At 43.2% G+C, this 23,117-nt stretch carries 19 protein-coding genes; 9 read left to right on the top strand and 10 right to left on the bottom strand.

Annotation, left to right across the window (positions count from 1 at the left end; translation table 11 throughout):
• Positions 1–206 precede the first annotated feature (206 nt).
• Entirely contained in the window at positions 207–2,510 is a 2,304-nt protein-coding gene (locus tag ADJ77_RS08345; RefSeq protein WP_050696277.1) for a transglycosylase domain-containing protein, read from the bottom strand.
• A 165-nt stretch (positions 2,511–2,675) separates the two neighbouring features.
• Here ADJ77_RS08345 and pyrB point away from each other — a divergent pair, with 165 nt between their 5' ends.
• From pyrB to ADJ77_RS08320, 5 genes are all read left to right on the top strand, one after another.
• Complete coding sequence (gene pyrB / locus ADJ77_RS08340) at positions 2,676–3,623, top strand: aspartate carbamoyltransferase (RefSeq protein WP_050696276.1); 948 nt, start codon at positions 2,676–2,678, stop codon at positions 3,621–3,623.
• A 22-nt stretch (positions 3,624–3,645) separates the two neighbouring features.
• Positions 3,646–4,065, top strand: coding sequence for a BACON domain-containing protein (locus tag ADJ77_RS08335; protein ID WP_208595994.1), 420 nt, complete (start codon positions 3,646–3,648; stop codon positions 4,063–4,065).
• Positions 4,066–4,216: 151 nt separating this feature from the next.
• A complete protein-coding gene (locus ADJ77_RS08330) occupies positions 4,217–4,633 on the top strand; it encodes a hypothetical protein (protein WP_244148573.1) in 417 nt (138 codons plus the stop codon).
• Between the two features lie 104 nt (positions 4,634–4,737).
• Entirely contained in the window at positions 4,738–5,193 is a 456-nt protein-coding gene (gene pyrI / locus ADJ77_RS08325) for an aspartate carbamoyltransferase regulatory subunit (RefSeq protein WP_025077476.1), read from the top strand.
• A 533-nt stretch (positions 5,194–5,726) separates the two neighbouring features.
• On the top strand, positions 5,727–6,173 hold the full coding sequence (locus ADJ77_RS08320) for a YhcH/YjgK/YiaL family protein (protein WP_025077475.1): 447 nt from the start codon (positions 5,727–5,729) through the stop codon (positions 6,171–6,173).
• Between the two features lie 848 nt (positions 6,174–7,021).
• On the opposite strand, the gene ADJ77_RS08310 is transcribed toward ADJ77_RS08320, so the two are convergent.
• The 5 genes from ADJ77_RS08310 to aspS all read right to left on the bottom strand — a co-directional run bounded on the left by ADJ77_RS08310 (position 7,022) and on the right by aspS (position 12,355).
• Positions 7,022–8,050: an esterase-like activity of phytase family protein gene (locus tag ADJ77_RS08310; RefSeq protein ID WP_025077473.1), complete on the bottom strand. Its 1,029-nt coding sequence runs from the start codon at positions 8,048–8,050 to the stop codon at positions 7,022–7,024.
• A gap of 286 nt (positions 8,051–8,336) precedes the next feature.
• Positions 8,337–9,404 carry a mannose-1-phosphate guanylyltransferase gene (locus ADJ77_RS08305; protein ID WP_025077472.1) on the bottom strand — a complete coding sequence of 356 codons (1,068 nt, stop codon included), beginning with the start codon at positions 9,402–9,404 and terminating at the stop codon, positions 8,337–8,339.
• Positions 9,405–9,681: 277 nt separating this feature from the next.
• A complete protein-coding gene (locus ADJ77_RS08300) occupies positions 9,682–10,005 on the bottom strand; it encodes a hypothetical protein (RefSeq protein WP_025077471.1) in 324 nt (107 codons plus the stop codon).
• A 64-nt stretch (positions 10,006–10,069) separates the two neighbouring features.
• Positions 10,070–10,357 (bottom strand): winged helix-turn-helix domain-containing protein, encoded by a 288-nt coding sequence (locus ADJ77_RS08295; protein ID WP_050696274.1) that lies wholly within the window; start codon positions 10,355–10,357, stop codon positions 10,070–10,072.
• 240 nt (positions 10,358–10,597) lie between these two features.
• A complete protein-coding gene (gene aspS, locus ADJ77_RS08290) occupies positions 10,598–12,355 on the bottom strand; it encodes an aspartate--tRNA ligase (protein ID WP_025077470.1) in 1,758 nt (585 codons plus the stop codon).
• A 286-nt stretch (positions 12,356–12,641) separates the two neighbouring features.
• Here aspS and ADJ77_RS08285 point away from each other — a divergent pair, with 286 nt between their 5' ends.
• Entirely contained in the window at positions 12,642–13,028 is a 387-nt protein-coding gene (locus ADJ77_RS08285) for a DUF1573 domain-containing protein (protein ID WP_025077469.1), read from the top strand.
• 716 nt (positions 13,029–13,744) lie between these two features.
• Here ADJ77_RS08285 and ADJ77_RS08280 read toward each other — a convergent pair.
• Positions 13,745–15,919 carry a tetratricopeptide repeat protein gene (locus ADJ77_RS08280; RefSeq protein WP_208595993.1) on the bottom strand — a complete coding sequence of 725 codons (2,175 nt, stop codon included), beginning with the start codon at positions 15,917–15,919 and terminating at the stop codon, positions 13,745–13,747.
• A 39-nt stretch (positions 15,920–15,958) separates the two neighbouring features.
• Positions 15,959–16,870, bottom strand: a complete 912-nt coding sequence (locus ADJ77_RS08275; RefSeq protein ID WP_025077468.1) for an ABC transporter substrate-binding protein — start codon at positions 16,868–16,870, stop codon at positions 15,959–15,961.
• A 62-nt stretch (positions 16,871–16,932) separates the two neighbouring features.
• On the opposite strand from ADJ77_RS08275, the gene radA reads away from it, so the two are divergent.
• Entirely contained in the window at positions 16,933–18,333 is a 1,401-nt protein-coding gene (radA, locus tag ADJ77_RS08270) for a DNA repair protein RadA (protein WP_050696272.1), read from the top strand.
• A 1,195-nt stretch (positions 18,334–19,528) separates the two neighbouring features.
• Here the strand turns inward: radA and ADJ77_RS08265 are convergent.
• Together ADJ77_RS08265 and ADJ77_RS08260 are read right to left on the bottom strand one after the other, a co-directional pair.
• A complete protein-coding gene (locus ADJ77_RS08265) occupies positions 19,529–20,080 on the bottom strand; it encodes a 30S ribosomal protein S16 (protein ID WP_025077467.1) in 552 nt (183 codons plus the stop codon).
• 210 nt (positions 20,081–20,290) lie between these two features.
• Positions 20,291–21,085 (bottom strand): DUF5715 family protein, encoded by a 795-nt coding sequence (locus tag ADJ77_RS08260; RefSeq protein WP_025077466.1) that lies wholly within the window; start codon positions 21,083–21,085, stop codon positions 20,291–20,293.
• Between the two features lie 108 nt (positions 21,086–21,193).
• On the opposite strand from ADJ77_RS08260, the gene ADJ77_RS08255 reads away from it, so the two are divergent.
• Complete coding sequence (locus ADJ77_RS08255; protein WP_025077465.1) at positions 21,194–22,141, top strand: PhoH family protein; 948 nt, start codon at positions 21,194–21,196, stop codon at positions 22,139–22,141.
• A gap of 21 nt (positions 22,142–22,162) precedes the next feature.
• Positions 22,163–23,113 (top strand): phosphoribosylaminoimidazolesuccinocarboxamide synthase, encoded by a 951-nt coding sequence (locus tag ADJ77_RS08250; protein WP_050696271.1) that lies wholly within the window; start codon positions 22,163–22,165, stop codon positions 23,111–23,113.
• Positions 23,114–23,117 lie beyond the last annotated feature (4 nt).

Below are 23,117 nucleotides of genomic sequence, written 5' to 3'. Positions count from 1 at the left end.
CAACACATTGTTTGAAAATGGGAAAAAGATTCATTAATGACTAATTCATACGGGAAATGTTTACCAGACAGTACTAATTTCATACAAATACAATCCTACTACTTGGGAACATGACACAAAAAAACAGGGGCACACGATGTGTATGCCTCTGTTTTATTCTAATATACCCCCAAAATGGGCTTAGTTGATTCTATACTGACCAGACTTTAGAAGTACTCCTCCTGTATACCATTAATATTAATAGTGTCAGCTACCTGACATGGATTGAACTTGGCAGGAATGACAAACTTCGTGCTTTGACTATAGCCTAATCGCTTGTCCGCATAGACACGTTGCATGTAGTAAGCCCATACTGGCAAGGCTGTTGTAGCACCCTGACCCATTGAGGTGTGGTCAAAATGGATGTCGCGATCCTCTCCACCTACCCAACATCCACTGACAAGGTTTGGCGTAATACCCATAAACCAACCATCCGAGTTGTTATTCGTCGTACCAGTCTTACCTCCCATATCGGCTGTAAGATGATATGCATAACGCAGACGACTACCCGTACCGCCCTGGATTACAGCACGCATCATATCAATCATCTGATAAGAACTTGTCTCCGAGATAACCTCAGTCATCAATGGCTGGAACTTAGCAATGACATTACCATGGCTATCCTCTATCTTCGTAACGAAGAGCGGAGCACAACGAATACCGCCATTAGCAAAGGTTGTATAGGCACTTGCCATCTCTCCGACAGAGACTTCACATGGTCCAAGGCAGAGAACAGGACTTGCATACTTTTCGATATCAGGATTATTTAATCCAAAATCATGCAATATATTTACGAACTGAGTCGGACCGAGAAGATTAATCAGATAAGCTGAAATCCAGTTGTTAGACTGTTGCAGAGCCCAACGCAATGGCACTTCCTGACCGTAGCGGGCACGTGAACCGTTGCGGGGAGTCCATCCACCGTAAGAACGCTGTACGTTCGGAGCAAGCGAACAAGGGGTCATACCGTTCTGCATCGCAAGTGCATAAAGGTAAGGCTTGATGGTTGAGCCCACCTGACGACGACCACCCATAACGACATCATACTTGAAATGCTGATAGTCGATACCACCCACATAAGCCTTCACAGCACCCGTATGTGGGTCCATACTCATGAACGCTGCACGAAGGAACGACTTATAATAACGTATAGAGTCGATTGGTGTCATAACAGTATCAATATCACCATGATAAGTGAAGAGCGTCATCTCATGTGGAGTACTGAAACTGCGCCTGATCTCTTCCGGCGTTGCTCCCTGTTCCTTCAGACGCTGATAGCGCAGACTCTGCCGACATGAACGGTTCAGAATTTCCTTTATCGTACGCCGAGAGATCTTTGATGAGAACGGTGCATTCTTCTTATAACGCATGGCAAGATTGAACTGTGACTGCAGGTATCCTCCCACATGCTTGCGCACCGCTTCTTCAGCATACTGCTGCATACGTGTGTCGATGGTTGTATAGATGCGCAGACCATCCGTGTTTACGTCATACGATTCGCCACTACGCTTCTTATTCTTCTTACACCAGCCATAAAGCGGATCCTGTTCCCAGGCAATAGAGTCGAGTACGAACTGACGGTTCTGCCATGACTGATAGTTCTCACGTTCCGGCTTCTTTGCCATCATATACTGACGAAGGAATGCCTGGAAATAATCACCTGCACCACTCACCGGCTTTGATTTGGTAAAATGGAGACCCAAAGGGCGTTGCGACAGTTCCTCAAATTCACCTTTGGTCACGTAGCCAGACTTTACCATCTGCTGTAATACCACGTTACGTCGCTGCATGCAACGCTCCGGATAACGAAGTGGATTGAACATTGAAGGATTCTTACATAGCCCCACCAACATTGCAGCCTCTGTAACTGTGAGATTGCGTGGCTCCTTATCGAAATAGACATTGGCAGCCCGCTTGACACCTACGGCATTGTGCAAGAAGTCGAAATAATTGAAATACATTGCCAATATCTCTTCCTTCGTGAAATGACGTTCCAGCTTTACTGCGATAATCCACTCGATAGGCTTCTGCAGAACACGCTCCGTTGTGCTGTGTGCTTTCTCTGAGAAAAGCTGCTTAGCGAGCTGCTGCGTAATCGTAGAACCACCACCGGCACTTGCCTGCCCCATCACACCTCGCTTCACTACTGCACGTCCTAATGCGATGAAGTCAATGCCTGAATGTTCATAGAATCGCTCATCCTCAGTAGCAACAAGGGCATGAACCAGATGTGGCGACAGTCCGTTATAGTCAATTGCCACGCGGTTGTTATTGTCTGAATTCCAAGTACCAATGAGTTGCTGGTCAGAAGAATAGACCTGCGAAGCAAACTTATCTATAGGGTTAGACAGTTCTTCCATATTAGGCATGTATCCTACCCATCCGTTCCATACCGAGATGAAGAATATGAAGACGAAGCCTAATACAGCAATAAGGAATCCCCAAAGGAAATGTATAAAATGTCTTCTCATAAATTGTGAAAATATTATGCAAAGATAATGTAAATCAATGGATAAGCAAAATAAATAGATGTTTTTTTGATATAGCTGGACATTTCCTTTTCCATGGTTCGTTGAAAAGAAAATAAAAATGTATCTTTACCAGCAGAAAAGAATAAAAACTATCACAAAACGAATATGGAAAAGCATAACTTTGTGAATATTCAAGGGTTAGACCGTGAACAACTGCTCTACCTTATCGAGATGGCTCAAGAGTTTGAGAAGCATCCGAACCGTGAGTTGCTCAAGGGAAAGGTCATTGCAACGCTCTTCTATGAGCCTTCGACACGAACCCGCCTTAGTTTTGAAACTGCTGCCAACCGACTCGGTGCACGTGTTATAGGCTTTACCGATGCAAAGGTTTCGAGCGTCAGTAAGGGAGAAACACTGAAAGATACCATCCTTATGGTCTCTAATTATGCGGATGCCATCGTCATGCGACATTATATAGAAGGTGCAGCACAATATGCTTCCGAAGTGGCACCAGTACCAATTATCAATGCCGGAGACGGGGCGCACCAGCACCCTTCACAGTGCCTGCTTGATCTCTACACAATCTATCAGACACAGGGAACATTAGAGAACTTAAACATCTATCTTGTAGGTGACCTTAAATACGGCAGAACTGTCCACTCACTCCTTATGGCAATGCGACATTTCAACCCGACATTTCACTTTATTGCTCCGAAGGAACTAACTATGCCTGAGGAATATAAGGTTTACTGCCGCGAGCACAACATCCGCTTTGAAGAGCATGAAGATTTCACGCCGGAAGTGATTGCCCATGCAGACATAATTTATATGACACGCGTACAAAAGGAACGCTTCTCTGACCTGATGGAATATGAACGTGTAAAGAACGTCTATATCCTCCGTCGTGACATGTTGTCCCAGGCTCGCCCGAACATGAAAATTCTTCATCCGCTGCCACGTGTCAACGAGATTGCTTACGATGTTGATGACAGCCCACACGCTTACTATATCGAGCAGGCCCGTAATGGTCTCTTTGCTCGTGAAGCCATCTTCTGCCACTGCCTCGGAATATCATTAGAGGAAGTGAAGAACGATAAGACCTTCCTGATATAGAAACTTTACCTATTTAACCAATATGTGTAGATTTAAAAAGAGTTCGCTTGCCGCACTGCTACTATTTTTTCTGACTGCTGTATTCAGCTGCAGCATACAAGAAGAGGAGGGTCGCTGGGCTCCTATGAAGTGGACATCAGACCGCCCTGGTGACCCAAGAAAGATTACAGCTCCAGCTGAAGGAGGAACATATAAGTTAGTGTGTATCAATTACGGAGGACCATGGATCAGCAACGTGACAACTGCTGACACAACAATTTATTCCGGGAGCAAAGACCAAGATTTCCGACATATCAAATATGATTGGTATGATGTATCAGTAAAAGAAAATACTTTTAATATTACTCTTCAACCCAATGCAACAGGCAAGGAACGCAAGCTATCCATTGTTGTAACAGCGGGTGACATCTTCGATTATATAGAGATAATACAAGGTAAATAAATACTCATAATGCCTATGAGTGAACAAGTAAAACTGCCCACTGACACTCTGCCAGGCATTCCTCTCTACATAGGGGAACAGGGTGAGGGATAAAGAACGAAAAATATTTCGATAATAATAATTTATTTAATCAATCAATAAAATGAATTTTATGTGTAAACTGAAGAACATTTACTTGGCAGCCTTGGTACTGGTTCTTTTGACAACGATATCTAATTGTACCAATCGAGAGGATGAAAGTCGCTGGACACCTATGAAGTGGACATCAGACTACACTGGTGACCCAAGGAATATAACGGTTCCCACTGAAGGGGGAAACTACAAGTTAGTATGTAACAGCTATCAAACTCTGCGATTTACAAGTATGACCACAGACAATTCATCTGTACAATATGGAAAGAAAATTATCAGTTCCGGTATTCAAGGGGGATGGTATTCTGCAGAATTAACAGGAAACAAACTCACTATTACTGTTACACCAAACACCACTGGCAAAGTACGCAAGCTATCCATCGGGGTAAGAGCAGATGATGCCTTTGACAGAGTAAGAATAACTCAGGAAAAATAAAATACATACTCATAATGCCTATGAGTGAACAAGTAAAACTGCCCACTAACACTCTGCCAGGCATTCCTTTACATTGAGGAGACAGAGTGAGGCTTTAGAAAATCATGTCAAAGAAAGAACGCCTGGTAGCTGCCATTGAGAGCGGCACCGTTATAGACCATATTCCAGCTGAAAAGACCTTTCAGGTAGTAAACCTTTTACAGCTCCAGAAGCTCTCCACACCTGTCACCATCGGCTATAACTTCTCATCGAAGATGGTAGGCACAAAGGGAATCATCAAGGTAAGCAACAAGTTCTTCACTGATGATGAAATTTCCCGTCTGTCGGTCGTGGCACCGAACGTGGTGTTGAACATCATTAATGACTATGAAGTGGTAGAGAAGAAGAAGGTGGTGACGCCGGATGAGCTTCGGAGCATTGTAAAATGCAATAACCCGAAGTGTATCACCAATAACGAACCCATGAGCACCATCTTCCATGTCGTTGACAAGGAACATGGCATTCTCAAATGCCATTACTGCGACAAAGAACAGGAAATGGAGAAAGTGGAACTGGTGTAGCTTTTAAGCTGACAAGTAGGCTGTTTTAAAGTTGACAAGTGAACAAGTTTACAGGTAAACAAGCTGATTGCTTTGAAGTTGACTGATTGATGGGGTTTACTTGACTCTAAACTCGTAAGCAACTGACAAACAGACTATACTATTGATAATCAACAGGTATAAAAAATGAAAGTTTCAAAGAGGACTGACGCAACTTTTATGCCTGTTAATTCCCTGTAACAACCGTCACAAACGAATTATCTTCATGAAAAGAAATATTTATTTACGTGAAGAGAAATATTTTTCTTCATGAAAAAAAATATTTTTCTTCATGAAAAGAAATCACAGCATATAAATTTGCTGCATCTAAAGAACCATGCAGTTCTTTCCTATACATTCGCTAAACGCACATTATTACAGGACATCTCTTTACTATCAGGAAATAATTATGTATGTTTGCAGTGCTCTTACATAAAACAAATAGCACTCAACAGTATTCCATTCCTTGTGCACATTTGCATCGCTTTTGTGTCGAATTAAATAAATCCAGAAAGATGATAATAGCAGATTTGAACGCATGCCAACGATATTACATCCTGCATGCAAGAATGAAGGAATTGATGGACTATATTCTTCATCATGATTTCAGTGGACAGGAAACAGGGCGCATCACGCTTGACGGCGATGACCTGTTCATTAATTTAGATGAGGGGGAACTGAAATCTAAAGAAGAACAGCGATTGGAGTTTCATAGGAAGTATATTGACATACAAGTACCTTTGCTGCAGGAAGAGACAATGGGCTGGACTTCAATATCCGACCTGGGAGAACCCGACATAGCTTATAACCCTGACACTGATTGTGGTTTCTATACACAAGAGGCTAAGGAATACTTTAAAGTCAAACCAGGTCAATTCACCATCTTCTTTCCCGAAGATGCACATGCACCAATCATTGGTGAGGGGAAACAGAGGAAGTTAGTAGGAAAGATTAGGATATGAGGATACCTTCTCCTAGCCCCTCCAAAGGAGGGGGAGAGCCCGACGGGATGTCTGCTAAAAGTCTGATCAGTTCATCCAAAAACGCTTTTACACTATCTGAAACACATGATCTGGCTACATTTTGGCTAAAAAGACTATAATCAACAACAAAAAAAGGGTTCTTCCGTAAAATGCGTAAACGCCTACGCATACAATGGATATGGTCTCAAAGTGAAGTGTTCTTCATTTCTAAATCCATATCATTGAGACAACAAGGCTTTTATCTAAATCTGTAACTGTTCGCTTGTACCCTGTGAGATACAAAAGAAACACATCGGAAATATCTTGACAATTATGCAGCCGTCAGGCTCAAAAAGAAGTGCAAAAATGACGGATTTCAGCAACGTTGTAACCTACAGTGAATCAGATGTTTGCACACCCGTGTTTCAAAAGGGCGTTAGTTAGGGTTCAAAAGGGCGTTAATAAGACCTCAAAAGGGCGTCTTCTCAAAGCCAATTGGGCATCTTTTCAAAGCCAGAAGAGCATCAATTTGATTTCACACTTTGAAATATTTGTACAAAATATTGTTCGAGTCACTACAAAGATAGATAATGACAGCTTTTATACAAGCATCATGATGAATATCCACGCATTTAACGAAAGAAGCAAAAAAAGTGCTTAATTGGACTCCAACTAAGCACTAATTAGCTTTCAATTAAACATCTATTAGACGTCAATCGACGCCTTATTGGAATGCAAGTAAGCATCAATAGATTCTGGACCATAATTTCATTTTTGTATAACATACCATAGAAACACATTATATAGACTGCAATAGGTTTATATTTAGCTTCAATTATCGCAAACGTTCAACGAATCACAATCGTGCGGAACCAGTCGCGAAGAACACCACCATACTGATTCTGGCTATCGGCACAGAGGACAATAACCTGACTTCCGTCTACAAGGCGTGGACCGAGACACATTCCCTCATAGTTTGCAAGGTCCTGACGGAATAATGTCAATGAGGTCTTCCACTCCACGAGCAAGTTCTTCTCCATGTAAGGACTGTCTGAATCAAGTTCCTTTTCCAGGCTGACTGGTACAGACTGCGCAGGATTAACGCAAAAGATTTTATTAATGACAAAGGAACCTAACTTACTCGGCTTCACCAAAAATTCACGCTCCAACACAAGTAATCTGCCATCATCCAATGCTGCCATTGACGCTACTCCCATCACATAATTAGATGCAGAAGGATGACTATCTGCAGCATCCATCAGATAAGCATACTGTTCCTGGGGCATAAAAGCCTCATCAAAACTCTGCAAACGAAGACGGTTCTTCACTTTATTCTTAGAATCAGCCTGTAAGCCATCTGCCTTCAGTGTACTTTCAGAAGTTGTCCAGAAACGGTGTGTCTGGGCATTATATGTCAATGCTTCAAAACCATATAGCGGCGTCGCAGTACTGAAGACGGATGGTACAGCCAGCCCCCTGCCCGTCTGCTTACCATTCATTCCATATTCCAGAATTCTGTTATCCGCCTCACGGGAGATTAACAATGTACTGTCCTTTTGGAAAAAAGCGATTCCTTCCTCATCATGATTCGCCTCTCCTGAAGAACGAAAACCCTCAAAGCGTACCTCGGTAATATCCCCACTGACAGAATCCATCTGCATATGAAAGACGAAAAAGCCACTTTCCGGTGTCTTGTCGGAAACAACAGCATAAGAATCACCTCCCAGCCACGTCAGTCCACTGTAATTTCCCTTTGGAACTATACTCTGAAAATGATGCTGTCGATTAACCCGGACAAGCTGTGGAGCCTGCGCAAGGATTACAAGTGGGGAAAAGAGAAAGAAAAGGCTAATTCTTAATTTAAGATTCATCGTCATAACAATTCAACATCAATAATCCAATGATGAAATACTCTGATACATAGAGTATATACTATCTTTTAAACATCATATAAAACAAGAACGCACGGTTCTTACTTCCGCCAGTAAAAGATTACTTTACGGATTACGAACCGTGCGTCCTTACGATTTTGTCAAAGATTACTATTTGACAAAAGCCTTGATAACAAGATGGGCATACGACAGAAGAACACATTAATTCCAATACTCTGTGTCAACAGCCTGCAGACATACTCCACATTATACTTCAGGAGTTTGAATCAATTCATCCTTCTCCTGTAAACTGCTTCAATCGCTGTTCCTCTGAAAGACGACAGATAAGCAACTTGCCATCTTGCTCAGCAACAATATAGCCATCGAGTCCCTGGATAACGACCTTGCGTTCCTCCGTAGTATGAACGATACAGTTCTTACTGTCGAAGAGATGTACATCATTTCCGATAACAGTGTTACCATAAATGTCGTGCTGTGTCTGTGCAAGCAGAGAGCCCCATGTACCTAAATCGCTCCAACCAAAGTCTGCAGGACAGACGAAGATTTCCTCAGCCTTCTCCATAATGGCATAGTCGACTGATATATTCTCACATTCTGGATAAACCTCATCTATGACACGCTGCTCGTCTGCAGTACCAAGAACATCCATAATACGCTCAAAGACACGGGCTACACTCGGCTGATAAATACGGAAAGCATTTACAATAGTTGAGGCACTCCATATAAAGATTCCTGCATTCCAGAAAAAGTTATTCTGCTTTATATAACGCTCAGCCGTCTCTAAATCAGGCTTTTCACGGAACTGGTCAACACGGTATATCTCACGGTTTCGGGCAGAAGCGGTTGACAGGTCTGCCTGAATATAGCCATAGCCAGTTTCGGGACGTGTAGGTTTCATTCCCAATGTTACAATAGCATCAGTCTCAGCAGTAAACTTCAGACAGTTTGTAATAACACGTCTGAACTCTGTATCATTCACAACAATATGATCACTGGGAGAGACTACAATATTTGCTTTGGGATTCTCTTTCTTGATGCGCCAGCTTACATACGCCACGCAAGGTGCTGTGTTACGACGACATGGCTCACTCAAGATGTGGTTTACAGGAATATCCGGCAGCTGCTCATGAACCAGACCAACATACTTCTGATTAGTAACAACCCAGACGTTATCTGATGGAACAACACCAGCAAAACGGTCATACGTCAATTGTATGAGCGATTTACCAACCCCCAAAACGTCAATGAACTGCTTAGGGCAATCCGTTGTACTCATCGGCCAGAATCTACTGCCAACTCCGCCTGCCATAATGACAAGATGATTATCTGTTTGTGCCATAGTTAAATATCAAAAAATTAATGTAATTGCAAATATACAAATAAAAATGAATAAAAACAATTTTAAATTATGCTTTTTCATTATCTGTGGTATTTACAGGAAAATGTCTGATAAATATAGGGACTATCAAACTCGTTCATCAAAAGAACAGTTTGATTATATACAAACGGTAGCACATTCCATTACTTTAGCTTAAGATTATCTCCTTCATAATAATATAATGTCTCAAACTAAATATATTCACCCACTATACACCTCAATTCTGAATGTACTAAGTTTAAAAAAGACTTAGACTTTGATCTTCAACGGGTTTTTCCTCAGCTATTTCTTCTTCATCACGGAACAGGAGGAGATGCCGCTGTGTCGTTTGGTTAGCTTTGTTCAACCGATAAACTCCCTTTCTTGTCTTTTCAAAGATAGACCCAACTGTTTTACAGTTCTTCAGAAGATATAACTGAACATACCTGTGAACTTCCTCCTGCTCTATAGGATTGAAAAGAGAATTACACGCATTATAAACATGACGGGAGATTTTCCTCACAGAAAGTCCCTCGTTACCAGCCTCAGCAAGAACACGTAATATCTCCTTATCGTATTGCATAAAAAAAAGGAGCCTATACTCTCTCATACAGACTCCCCTCCTGTGTTATATTAATTACTCTGATTTAAGCAAGAGTAACCTTTCCTTCTTCATCCTTAATCTTGCCCTCTTTGAAGAGCCAACCAATACCAAGATAAACCTCCTCAGAGCTGATCTTTGCAGCCTTTGCAATCTCAGCAACCGTGAGAGCCTTAGCCTCAGCAGCAAGTGCATTGTAAACATCGCCAGCCTTGAAGCCGACATTCTCTGCATTGATAGCTACAGCTGCAACTGCTTTCTTGGCAGGAGCCTTCTTTGTTGTGGCTTTCTTTGCTGCTTTAGGAGCAGACTTAACTTCTTTCTTTTCTGTCATAATCTTTATACAATTAAAGTCTTGTTCAAGCAATCGAATAACAATTTATCAGTATTTTATATAAAAGTAATGCAAACAAACACAATAGAAAACCTGCTTTCATTTTGTCGTGTGCAGTTTACTTTTTGCAAAAGTACATCAAATTATCCAAAGTTTCAAATACTTACGACAAAAAGTCAAAGATATTGAATGATTTAACTCCTTCAAATGCGATTTATTGACATAAGTCAACTAAAAGTGCTATTCTTTCAAATCCAACTTGATTTCCAACTCATCCAACTGCTTCTGATCGATAACAGAAGGTGCATCCAACATGACATCACGACCACTGTTATTCTTTGGGAATGCAATGCAGTCACGGATAGAATCGAGTCCAGCCATAATACTTACAAAACGGTCAAGACCGAAAGCAAGACCTGCATGAGGTGGCGCACCATACTTAAAGGCATTCATCAAGAAACCAAACTGAGCCTTGGCACGCTCTGGCGTGAAGCCGAGAACCTCAAACATCCTCTCCTGTAACTTTGTATCGTGAATACGGAGGGAGCCACCACCAACTTCAATACCATTACATACGAAATCGTAAGCCTTGGCACGAACCCGCTCTGGGTGTTCATCCAGCAATGGAATATCATCCGGGTGAGGCATAGTGAATGGATGATGGGTCGCCATCAGACGCTGCTCCTCATCACTCCACTCGAACAATGGGAAGTCTACTATCCACAGACACTTAAACACATTCTTGTCACGAAGACCAAGTCGGTCACCCATCTCAAGACGCAGAGCACAGAGCTGCACACGTGTCTTGTTGATATTGTCACCAGAAAGAATCAACACAAGGTCGCCATCCTTGGCACCTGTTGTTTCCTTAACCTTCAGTAACTGCTCCTCTGTATAGAACTTATCAATAGAACTCTTGACCGTTCCGTCAGCATTATACTTAATAAAAACAAGTCCCTGAGCACCAATCTGCGGACGCTTCACAAAGTCTGTCAGTTCATTAAGTTGCTTGCGGCTATATTCAGCACAACCAGGGACAACGATACCACCAATATAGGCAGCCTCATCAAACACAGAGAACGACCCGGTTCCCTTCAAGTCATCCATCAGCTCGACGAACTCCATACCGAAACGCAAGTCCGGCTTATCTGAACCAAAGCGTTTCATAGCATCGTGCCACTTCATCTGCTCGAGCTTCGGCAGCTCTACACCACGAATCTCACGGAAAAGATGACGAGCCATCTCTTCAAACAGATTGATAACATCATCCTGGTCAACAAATGACATCTCACAGTCAATCTGTGTAAACTCCGGCTGACGGTCAGCACGCAGGTCTTCATCACGGAAACACTTTGCAATCTGGAAGTAACGGTCGAAACCTGCTACCATCAAGAGCTGCTTCAGGGTCTGCGGACTCTGGGGAAGTGCATAGAACTGACCGGGATTCATACGTGAAGGCACAACGAAGTCACGTGCCCCCTCAGGCGTAGAACCAATAAGGATAGGAGTCTCCACCTCCATGAACTTCTCTGAATCGAGGAAGTTACGGATAAGAATTGTCATGCGGTGGCGCAGTTCCATATTCTTACGGACAGCCTCACGGCGAAGATCAAGATAACGGTATTTCATGCGGAGGTCATCACCACCGTCTGTATTGTCTTCAATTGTGAAAGGAGGGGTATCAGAAACACTGAGCACGTTCAGCTCCTTAGCGATAATCTCAATATCACCTGTAGGAATCTTACTGTTCTTACTCTGACGTTCACTGACAACACCCTTCACCTGAATGCAGTATTCACGTCCTAACTTGTTGGCTTCACCACAAAGGGCAGCATCGTCTGCCTCGTTGAAAACCAACTGGGTGATACCATAGCGGTCACGGAGATCGACAAAGGTCATACCTCCCATTTTACGTGCACGCTGTACCCAGCCAGCGAGGGTCACTTCCTTGCCTGCATCCGAAAGGCGCAGCTCTCCACAAGTATTTGTTCTATACATATCTTAATATGTTAATTATATTTCTCTTCCAAAAACAACAAAAGGAAGCTCCACCTCCATTTGCCAAGTTCTGTTAATCTCCTGCAAAGGTACGAACTTTAAATGAAATATGGGAAACAGCTCATGAAAATATAAGGGAATATAAGTAGCTTTTCAATCAAAACAACTGCCATAAAGAACATTATTAAACGATTTCTCCTTAATAATTGTGAAAAAATCATGCAACCATAAACTTTCTGATTACTTTTGCATCAAACATAAAAGATATCAATTAAAAAGAAACGACATGAAAAAGTTCTTATTAATGACACTGCTGTTGGTTTTCGGACTGACATTCGCAGTAGCACAGAATCAGGCAGAAATCAAATTTGATAAAGTTACTTACGACTTCGGCACATTCTCAGAAGACAATCCTGTGCACAAGGCAACATTCACTTTTACCAATGTAGGAAAGGCTCCTCTGATCATCAACCAGATAGTAGCAAGCTGTGGCTGCACCGTTCCAAACTATGACAAGCGTCCTATCGCTCCCGGTCAGAAAAGCAGCATTGACGTAACATACAATGGTACTGGTAAGTTCCCCGGACACTTCAAGAAGAGCATCACCGTACGGACTAACGGAAAAGTGGAAATGACACGTCTATATATAGAAGGTGTAATGACTGGAAAATAATTGCTTTGAAAGTTAACGAATAGAGGCAACTTTTACCATTGCGTAAAGGTTGCCTCTATTCGTTTGCGGAGATAACTTTCCAAGATACTCTTCTTTACCCGCCTAAGATTACATTCCAGCCACTCACCATAATTGAAGAAAGCAGCTTCATCAATCCGTAAGTTAAGCCACCCACAAAACAGCCCTTAACGTTTTATTTGTAAAAATAAGCTCACTTTAGAAAATTTATTGATGCTTACTTGCGTTCTAATTAAGCCTTACTTGACCTCCAAAAGGTGCTTAATTGAGGACTAACTAAGGCTTACTTGGAGTCCAACTAAGCACCTTTTCTTGCACCACCTTACAACCACCTGATTATCTGAACGTTACAAATTGCATTCAGAACCCCCGTTTTCTTCAACTTTCCAAATATACCACAGCAAATTTATGTAAATATAATTCAAAGCCAAAGAACAACGACAGAAAGGGCTGCATTTGCCACAGAGAAGTCTATACAAATATGATGGCTTACATGTAGCAGCATTCTATCAAGAATTGAATTTATGAAGACTTATATTCCTGTTCTGCCTTTGAGAACAAATCATATACTACAGAGTCATTCTCACAAGCCTCTTTAAACTTTATGAAAAAGTCATTAGTGCATTTGAGGAAACGCTGATAATCATTAGTGTCACTATGCTGGAATCAGCATACACTGTACCGACAACATACCACTTCTATCCTAGCATGCTAAGCATCAGAAAACAATCTGTTTCCGTAATACCATACCTGCTTAAAGTGTCAGTATCACTATGAAACTCTTTCAGTAGCTGGTCACGACCTTTCCCACTCTTTGTCATCCATTCGCGGAACAAATCAGCAGCACGCTGTATGTTACCCATTGCCCACTGACAGTAACCGCCATTGAGATAATCTTCATGAGCTGGTGATTCTGCAAGGAGGGTATCGTAAAGCTGTGCGGCTTTATCAAGACTCTTGTCTGACAGCATCGCCCAAGCAAGGACACGCTTCACATTCATATCATCGGGATATTCGTAATCAAGACGGAACAACTCATCACGCACTTCACCTGTCCTGCCTAATTTCAAGAGAGCCACACAACGGTTCATAGTATAACCTTTTTGACTTGGTTCCAGCTTCAACAACCGTGCATAAACTTCTTCAGCAGTGCCGTAATCCTGGCAGTCAAGTGCAGCCCGTGCTTTTCCCTTCAATGCCCATTGATTGTCTGGCTCGACCTCCAGGGCATAATCAAAGAACTGATAAGCGAATTCCGGCTTGCCAACACTAATATTCGTATAGCCCATAAGTATTGCATATCGAGCATCATTGCTTTGGAAAGTAGTGAGCAGGTCGGCAAGTTCGGACATTTGCTGGTGCTTGTACAGATGTAATGCCAGTCTCAGTTTAACATCATCAAGCCCCGTTCCCATAAACGTTTTGTAGGTAAAAAAGAACGTGTCTGCCATGAAATCACCCTTACCAGTATCCTCAAAAGGATTAATAAAATCATTGGCTGTACGGTACAGACGGAAGAAACGATACAGATCTTGCAGATAGGTGCGACGTATACTGATGGCATCCTGTGGCTCATCAGATGCCGCCAGTGGTCCCAAAGCTGCTTCTGACCCCATTACTTCTTTAATATTTGCAGGTAACTGATTGACTATTTGCTCTAAAGCAAGCGCAAAGGAGTACTTGTCTGATTCACAGAAGTTGCCTTTTTCCATAAGAATATGCAGGAACTGAGAGTCACCTAAATTCTTGATCGTAGGGCGTAAGGCGGGATGTTCCAAATAGAAAGGTGTGAACCAGCTTACCATATCGTTGAAGAATGGAAACCGTTTCATCTGTCTGAAGCCTCCAAAGTAGATGTCAGAGCCTTGCTTCTGCATGTCCATCATCTTGCGCACCTTCTCTTCCAGCTGCTCCATGCGTTTGTCCTCAGCATCTTGATGAAGAATATTCTCAAGCGCATCTTCCTCTTTCTCTATGATGCCAAGTCGCCCGATGGTGAGATTGGAGTTGCTCATAATATCGGGCATGATATCACGCTGTATCTTGTCGTTGTCTTTCTCAGCGTCCTGACTGTAGAAGAACTGTATCTGCAAGGTCAGCAACTCACGTGTAGTGGCCGGGTTGGTACAGAGTTCACGGACGACAGCATCCTGTTCTGGGAAGATATCCATACCTTCGAACACTGACAACACCCATCCTACCAGTGCACGCTGGCGAACATGTTCATCCGTAGCCTGTCGGTAAACATTGACGAGAGTCTTGAACTTGTTGATGTCAAACTGGTTCATTGCGCCAATACTGATAGCACTAACTATAATCTGCTGATCGCTTGACACGACCGTCGGAGACAGGAGTAGCTCCGTATAGAACAGACAGTCATCATCCGTCCATTGGCAGGATGTCCATAAAGCATTGAAGAGACGGCCTATAAACAACAGGTGTCGATCATAAACATCTGCCTTCTTCTGTTCCCTTGTTGATTCAGGTTGAAGCGAAAGCATGGCAACATCTGAAACATATGTTTCAAGTACAGTACGAACGAAATCATGGTTTGTATTCAGACGATCACTCACCCTGAAAGCATCAACATAAGCACCGATATTCTTGCAACGCCAGCTTATCTCAAGGTCGGCAGCAACTCTGTAGAGTCTCTGTAGCAAAGTCTTGTAGAGCGACTCTCGCTGATTATCAGCAAAACCTCTCCCCATATAGTCCACCATCAGTTGATAATCGCTCTTGATGGTATCAAACTCACTGTGCCCCATAAGCGATGGACGTTGCGAATAAAGTTGCTCTAATGCTTCAATAGCATTATCCAACCTTTTGTCCATCAAACAGTTTATAGCTTTGCTAAGAATCTCCTCTACCTTCACGGTCTTGTCCTATTTAAATTACTATTCAGTTCTGTCTTCTTACTTACCACCCGTAAGATAGTTGCGTGCCATGAGCAAGTCAGCCTTTCGTGGTGGTCCGACTTTCGTGTACTTGATGTCAGGCAATGCGCGTACTGTAGCATCATCAGCCTTCATATACTTCTTAATCAGATCAGCATAATACTTCACACCGTTCTTGTCAATCAGTTCTACGGCTTTATTGTATGCTGCAGCAAAGGCAGCTTCCTCCTCATTACGACGCTTCTTATCCATTATTGCGACCACACCAAGGTGTACTCCTGCATCAGCCGAACTGAAGATAGCATTATTATCACCCATCAAAGCCTTTGTAGCCTGCGGCTCTGCAAACCAATAAGCATCAATTTCATGATTCTGCAACATAGACAATCGCACAAACACATCATTTATCTGAACACGAAACACCTGGTACTTTGGCTTTGCCTTCTTCACAACCATATCACTCAAAAGGTCTGTCGCCGAGTATCGGGTCATAGCAATTATCTTATCACTGAGGTCGGACAGCTTCTTCAACTTTGACCCCTTGTCAGCTATAAGTTGCCAATTGAGGTTCGTATCTGTAAGGTAGTGCATCAGCACCTTACGCTTATGCTTCAACCGTTCTGTACGAACAAGGTCAGTAAAGGCTGCCTGTACACTTCCACCTGCCATCGCCGTGTCACAATCCATCTGGGCATTAAACCTGCAAAGTCTGACATCCACTTTAGCAGTATCATACAACAAGCTGTCCTTCAAGAGATAAGCAGGAAGACAGTCCATCGTCGGCATGACTGCCACCTTGTAGGCCTTCTGGTAAGCCTCACGCTCCGCCAACTTCCGGTTCTGTCGTTCAGCCTGCAGTTCCTTGTCGCTCTTTCCGCAGCTGACAAGTGCAAACACAGCCAGTATGAGTATGTAATTAATACGTTTCATATAGTTGCAAAATTAAGAATAAATTTTGTAACTAAGAAAAAACTTACTACTTTTGTCTCACTATGGCAAAGGACAAGATAGCTTTTGTCTGCAGTAACTGCGGACAGGAAAGTACAAAATGGATTGGCAAGTGCCCCAGCTGCGGGCAGTGGAACACGTTCAAGGAGATTCGAATCGCAGCTGATACGGGTTCACAGGCTGCCCGCAACGCTGCTACAACGCTGCGTAATGCGGCATCGGGAGGCTCTGTTTCAGCATTGGCAAACAAGCCACAACGCCTGCGTGACATATCTTCTCATGATGAGCCACGTATCGACATGCACGATGGCGAACTGAACCGGGTATTAGGTGGCGGTCTGGTACCAGGCAGCATTGTATTGCTCGGTGGTGAACCAGGCATCGGCAAAAGTACGCTTACGTTACAGACAATTCTTCACATGACACAGCGTGTGCTCTACGTCAGTGGTGAGGAAAGCCCCCATCAGATAAAGATGCGTGCCGAGCGAATCACCAAGAACATCGCTGAAAACATCATCATCTTGTCGGAAACGTCTTTGGAACATATCTTTGAACATATCCGTGACGTTCAGCCAGAACTGGTTGTTGTGGATTCTATCCAGACCATTTCAACAGAAGATGTAGACAGCAGCCCGGGCAGTATCACACAAGTACGTGAATGTGCATCAGCCCTGCTGCGGTTTGCCAAGACGAGTGGCGTACCTGTCATACTCATCGGGCACATCAATAAAGAGGGTAGTATTGCCGGTCCAAAGATATTAGAACATATCGTTGATACCGTTATCCAGTTTGAGGGCGACCAACATTACATGTACCGTATCCTTCGCAGTATCAAGAACCGTTTTGGCTCTACCTCAGAGCTTGGTATCTATGAAATGGAACAGCAGGGACTGCGTCAAGTAAGCAATCCTTCGGAACTTTTGCTGACAGAAGACCATGAAGGATTATCTGGAGTAGCTATTTCAAGTACTATTGAAGGAGTACGCCCTTTCCTTGTTGAGACACAGGCACTTGTATCATCAGCTGCATACGGTACGCCTCAGCGTTCCGCTACAGGCTTCGACCAACGCCGACTGAACATGTTGCTTGCAGTATTAGAGAAACGTGTAGGATTCAAACTCATGCAGAAAGACGTGTTCCTGAACATCGCCGGGGGACTTCGTGTGACAGATATGGCAATGGATTTAAGTGTCATCGCTGCCGTACTTTCATCGAATGTTGACACACCGATTGAACAGGGATGGTGTATGTGCGGTGAGGTTGGATTGAGTGGAGAAGTACGCCCGGTCAGCCGTATTGAACAGCGTATTGCCGAAGCTGAAAAGTTAGGTTTCAGTAACATCATTATCCCCAAGTATAACCTTTCGGGACTGACTGGCAAATACAACATACAGCTTCACTCTGTAAGAAAGGTGGAAGAAGCACTCAGAGCATTGTTTGGGTAAGCTGTTTGGTAGATGATGGAGTAACCGACGAACATAAAAAGAGAGTAAGGCAAGACCTATATGCCCGCCCAAGAGAACATCGCCTGTAAAAGGGAAAAGAACGACTCACACAATGTCTGCTATCTGTTTCAGAACGAATTATATCAAAATAATTCCACTTCTGAAAATTAATTGACGATAAACTACGGTCTAACTAAGCACTAATTGACATCCAATAGGTGCTTAGTTAAAACCTTACTAAGGCTTAATTGAAGTCCTATTAAGCACCTGCTTCTTAACCAACTGTACATCTGACCGTTATAATTACACCAAGTTAACTCCCCTTTTTTCTGGCTCTTCCGTTAAATGCGTGGACACTTTTCGTATAGCTTCAACAAAAGAACCGTAGTTATGCATTATACAAATAGACAGCCAAGACAGTCTTGGCTGTCTACTTTGTTATCATCCTCCGACACAGAAAACCTTTTCATTTTAATACTTTGAAAATCGCAGACAGCAGATTGAAAAATCATGACATAATTTAGGGTAAAATGCCTGCAGATAAAGGCTAAAACACGTGTAAAAAGCAAGTTCACAACCAACAGTAAATCAGTTAGTTATAAAGTCGTGCAAGAAAAGGTGCTTAATTGGACTTCAAAAGGGCGTTAGTTAGACCTCAAAAGGGCATCTATTGCAAGTCAATTAGGCGTCTTTTAGAAGCCAAAAGACCATGTATTGGTTTTGAAGTGTGTGAAAATAGTTTACAAACATTGGTTGGTGTGGGAACGATTTGTAGAAGACGGAAAGGCATACTAATGGATGGACAAAGTGTTTATTTGTCTTTTCTGTAGTTTATCCCCCCCTTGTAAGACCATCTAATTTTGGATAGTCATACCATGCAAGCGTATAAGCCTTTATTCCGTTTCCAATCTACGCATTTAACGGAAGAACCCTTTTTCTACCTTTCGAGCAGAAACAACAGCAAATCATGTAAGCATATTTCAAGATTTTCAGCGGTAAAACCTTGTTCCATAACGCATGCAAAGAACAAGATAGCATAACTGAATCAACACAGACTATCACCAGTTTTCAATGCCAGTGCTCCATCTTTTCCTAACTGAACCTTAAAGGACTATGGCTTCACAAAGGGCTAAAAACAAAAAAGTCCATAAACTCATGGAGAGTCTATGGACTTATACTTTAACGGTACGAAGGATTAAGCCTCAGCTGGCGCCTCCTCTGCAGGAGCCTCAGCGGCAGTGTCCTCAGCAGCCTGAGCTGCTTCAGCCTCAGCCTTTGCTGCAACGGCAGCAGCCTTCTTGTCTGCAACCTTCTTAGCAATAGCTTCGTTAACCTTCTTCTCAGCCTCAAGGTTCTGAGCAGCAGCCTTCTTCTTATCATCGGTTACCTGCTTCTCTACAGCCTCTGTAGCTGCGACCTTAGCCTGCTTCCAAGCGTCAAACTTCTGCTGGCATGCAGCCTCGTCGAATGCGCCCTTCTTAACACCACCACGGAGGTGCTTCATCATGTAAACGCCCTCACCCTTAAGGATGTTGCGAGCAGTGTCTGTTGGCTGAGCACCTGTCTCAACCCAGTAAAGAGCACGATCAAAATTCAAATCTACTGTGGCTGGATTGGTATTAGGGTTATAAGTACCAATCTTCTCAGTAAACTTACCATCACGTGGTGCACGAGCGTCAGCGATTACGATGCTGTAGAAAGCATAGTTCTTACGACCACCGCGCTGCAATCTGATTTTTGTTGCCATAAAATTTTATAAATATTTAAAGGTTTGAATTTAAATGCTGCCATCTCGTGACAGCGGCTGCAAAAGTACTTCTTTTTTTTCTAACAGCCAAATAATCTGATGATTATATTGATACACATACCATAAATTACACATCGCAACTGTATTTTGCGGACAATTTTACTGCATTGTGCCTTTTATCTGGAGATAGGGTTTAGCCCAAACCGCTCATCATCTTACTGTAATATGGAAGCAGCCTTGACGCTTTTCGTACTTGATAAAGCAGCGTCCTTGCGAACGTAGGTCGTTCAGCACTTCGCTTAACACCCACTTGAGTGTATCATCCCTTACCGGGCGGGAAACAGAGGCATACTTATTGTATGCTATATCAAAGGTTGTACCATATAAATGACAGCTGTTCTCTGTTGCGTTATGGTTGTGCTGACGAAGTTTCTCAACATCTTCCTTCGTTCTCAGCACGCTTGACACCAGCAGCTTGTTTACTGGTACACCCTTTGTCTGCAGACTATCCATGAAGTTACGGGCAATGTCCTGAAGCAAAACAGCCGCACGCGGCACAAGATAAGGCACGCTGCTGTTCAGTTTCTTCATTTTATAATAAGGATTACTACCTATATAAACCAGCCCACTCTTGCACTTCTCCGCACCAGCACGGTCGGCAACTGGTTTCACGCCATAGCGCAAGGCTGCCTCCAACTGTTGCGACTGGGAGTCGGGGAAGCTCTCATCATAATCCCTTACTCCGATAATCCTGTTCTTCTTCAAAGAGCCGTCTGCCCTGAAGAAATGAGACAGCTGCATCTGACCAGTGGTAGACTGCGACTTAACTTTTACGGAGTCAGAAGTTTCCACTACTTTAGTACTGTCACTTTCCGTTTTACACAACACCACTATCCTATCGTGAGCTATGGATGGAAACAGTATTCTTACGACAGCTAAAAAAAGGGTTATGGAGATGAAGCCCAAGAGAAAACGCTTCTTTGTTATCTTTCTTTTTCGTTTCATTGATACAAAGGTAATAAGTTTTTGATGATTGCGAATTATGAATTAAGAATAATTTGCAAGTATCACTATTTTATAGTAACTTTGCGAACAAATATAAAGCAGACAAAGTTGATAGAAAAGCATATAGTTCTTGAAGACATAGACCCGGTGGTCTTCTATGGAGTTGGCAACGGTCACCTCCAGATGATAAAGTCGCTCTTTCCCAAGCTGAGGATAGTTGCAAGAGACAACGTTATCCGTATCTTAGGAGATGAAGAAGAGATGGTAAAGATTGAAGAAGACATTGAAACCATGCGCAAGCATGTGGAACGGTATAACACCATTACAGAAGAGGACATCCTTGATATCGTGAAAGGTCGGAAGACCAAAGCAGATGCGGTAAAGGACGTCCTTGTTTATTCCGTATCGGGCAGGCCCATCAAAGGTAGGTCGGAGAATCAACAGCAGCTCATTGATGCCTTTGAGAAGAGCGACATGATATTTGCCGTTGGTCCTGCGGGAACAGGTAAGACTTATCTTAGCATTGCCTTGGCGGTAAAGGCACTCAAGGAGAAGGCTGCAAAGAAGATTATCCTTTCGCGTCCGGCTGTTGAAGCTGGCGAGAAACTCGGCTTCCTTCCGGGCGATATGAAGGACAAGATTGACCCTTATTTGCAACCGCTTTATGATGCTTTAGAGGATATGATTCCCGCCGTCAAACTGCAGGACATGATGGACAAGCATATAATCCAGATTGCCCCATTGGCTTTCATGCGAGGACGGACACTGAGCGATGCAGTTGTCATTCTTGATGAAGCACAGAACACTACACCTGCACAAATCCGTATGTTCCTCACACGTATGGGCTGGAACACGAAGATGATCATAACAGGTGACCTGACACAGATTGACCTTCCGCATGCTGAAAAGAGCGGACTGAAAGAAGCTCTTTCTATCTTAGGCGGCGTGGATGGCATCTCTGTTATCAATCTTGACAAGAAAGACATTGTAAGGCACAAGTTAGTTACGCGTATCGTGAACGCCTACGAGGCATACGATAAGGCGGACAAGAGATAGGACTCTATAAACATAAAAACAATGAAAGCATTAACAAAGACTGAATTCCATTTTGATGGACAGAAGAGTGTGTATCACGGCAAAGTACGTGATGTGTATGACATCAACGACGATCTTATCGTCATGGTAGCTACCGACCGAATCTCTGCATTCGATGTCGTCCTGCCAAAAGGAATACCGTTCAAAGGACAGGTTTTGAACCAGATTGCAGCCAAGTTCCTTGACCAGACAACCGACATCTGTCCTAACTGGAAGTTGGCTACTCCCGACCCAATGGTAACTGTTGGTCTGAAGTGTGAAGGCTTTCGTGTTGAAATGATTATCCGCTCTATCCTTACGGGATCTGCATGGCGCGCATATAAGGATGGCTGCCGTGAACTCTGTGGCGTGAAGCTCCCTGACGGCATGCGTGAGAACGAACGTTTCCCAGAGCCGATTGTAACCCCAACAACCAAGGCTGACGAGGGTCACGACATGAATATCTCCAAGGAAGAGATTATCAAGCAGGGTATCGTTTCTGCAGAAGATTATGCAATCATTGAGGACTGGACCCGCAAACTCTTTGCGCGTGGTCAGGAAATTGCCGCAAAGCAGGGGCTGATACTCGTTGATACAAAGTATGAGTTCGGCAAGCGTGACGGTCAGTGCTATCTCATTGATGAGATTCACACCCCTGACTCAAGCCGCTACTTCTATGCTGAAGGCTATGAGGAGAAACTTGAAAAGGGCGAGCCACAGAAGCAGCTTTCAAAGGAGTTCCTCCGCCAGTGGCTGATTGAACACAACTTCATGAACGAGCCGGGACAGACAATGCCTGAAATAACAGATGAATATGCAGAAAGCGTCAGCGACCGTTACATTGAGCTTTACGAGCATATCACTGGCGAGAAATTTGACAAGGCTGTTGAAGAAGGCGACATTGCTGCACGTATTGAGAAGAACGTAAAGCAGTATCTGGCTTCAAGGAAGTAAAAGA

It is taken from the genome of Prevotella fusca JCM 17724 (assembly GCF_001262015.1).
GTDB lineage: Bacteria > Bacteroidota > Bacteroidia > Bacteroidales > Bacteroidaceae > Prevotella > Prevotella fusca.
Note: the sequence above shows the minus strand (reverse complement) of the source record. Positions and strands in the feature narration are given on the sequence as shown.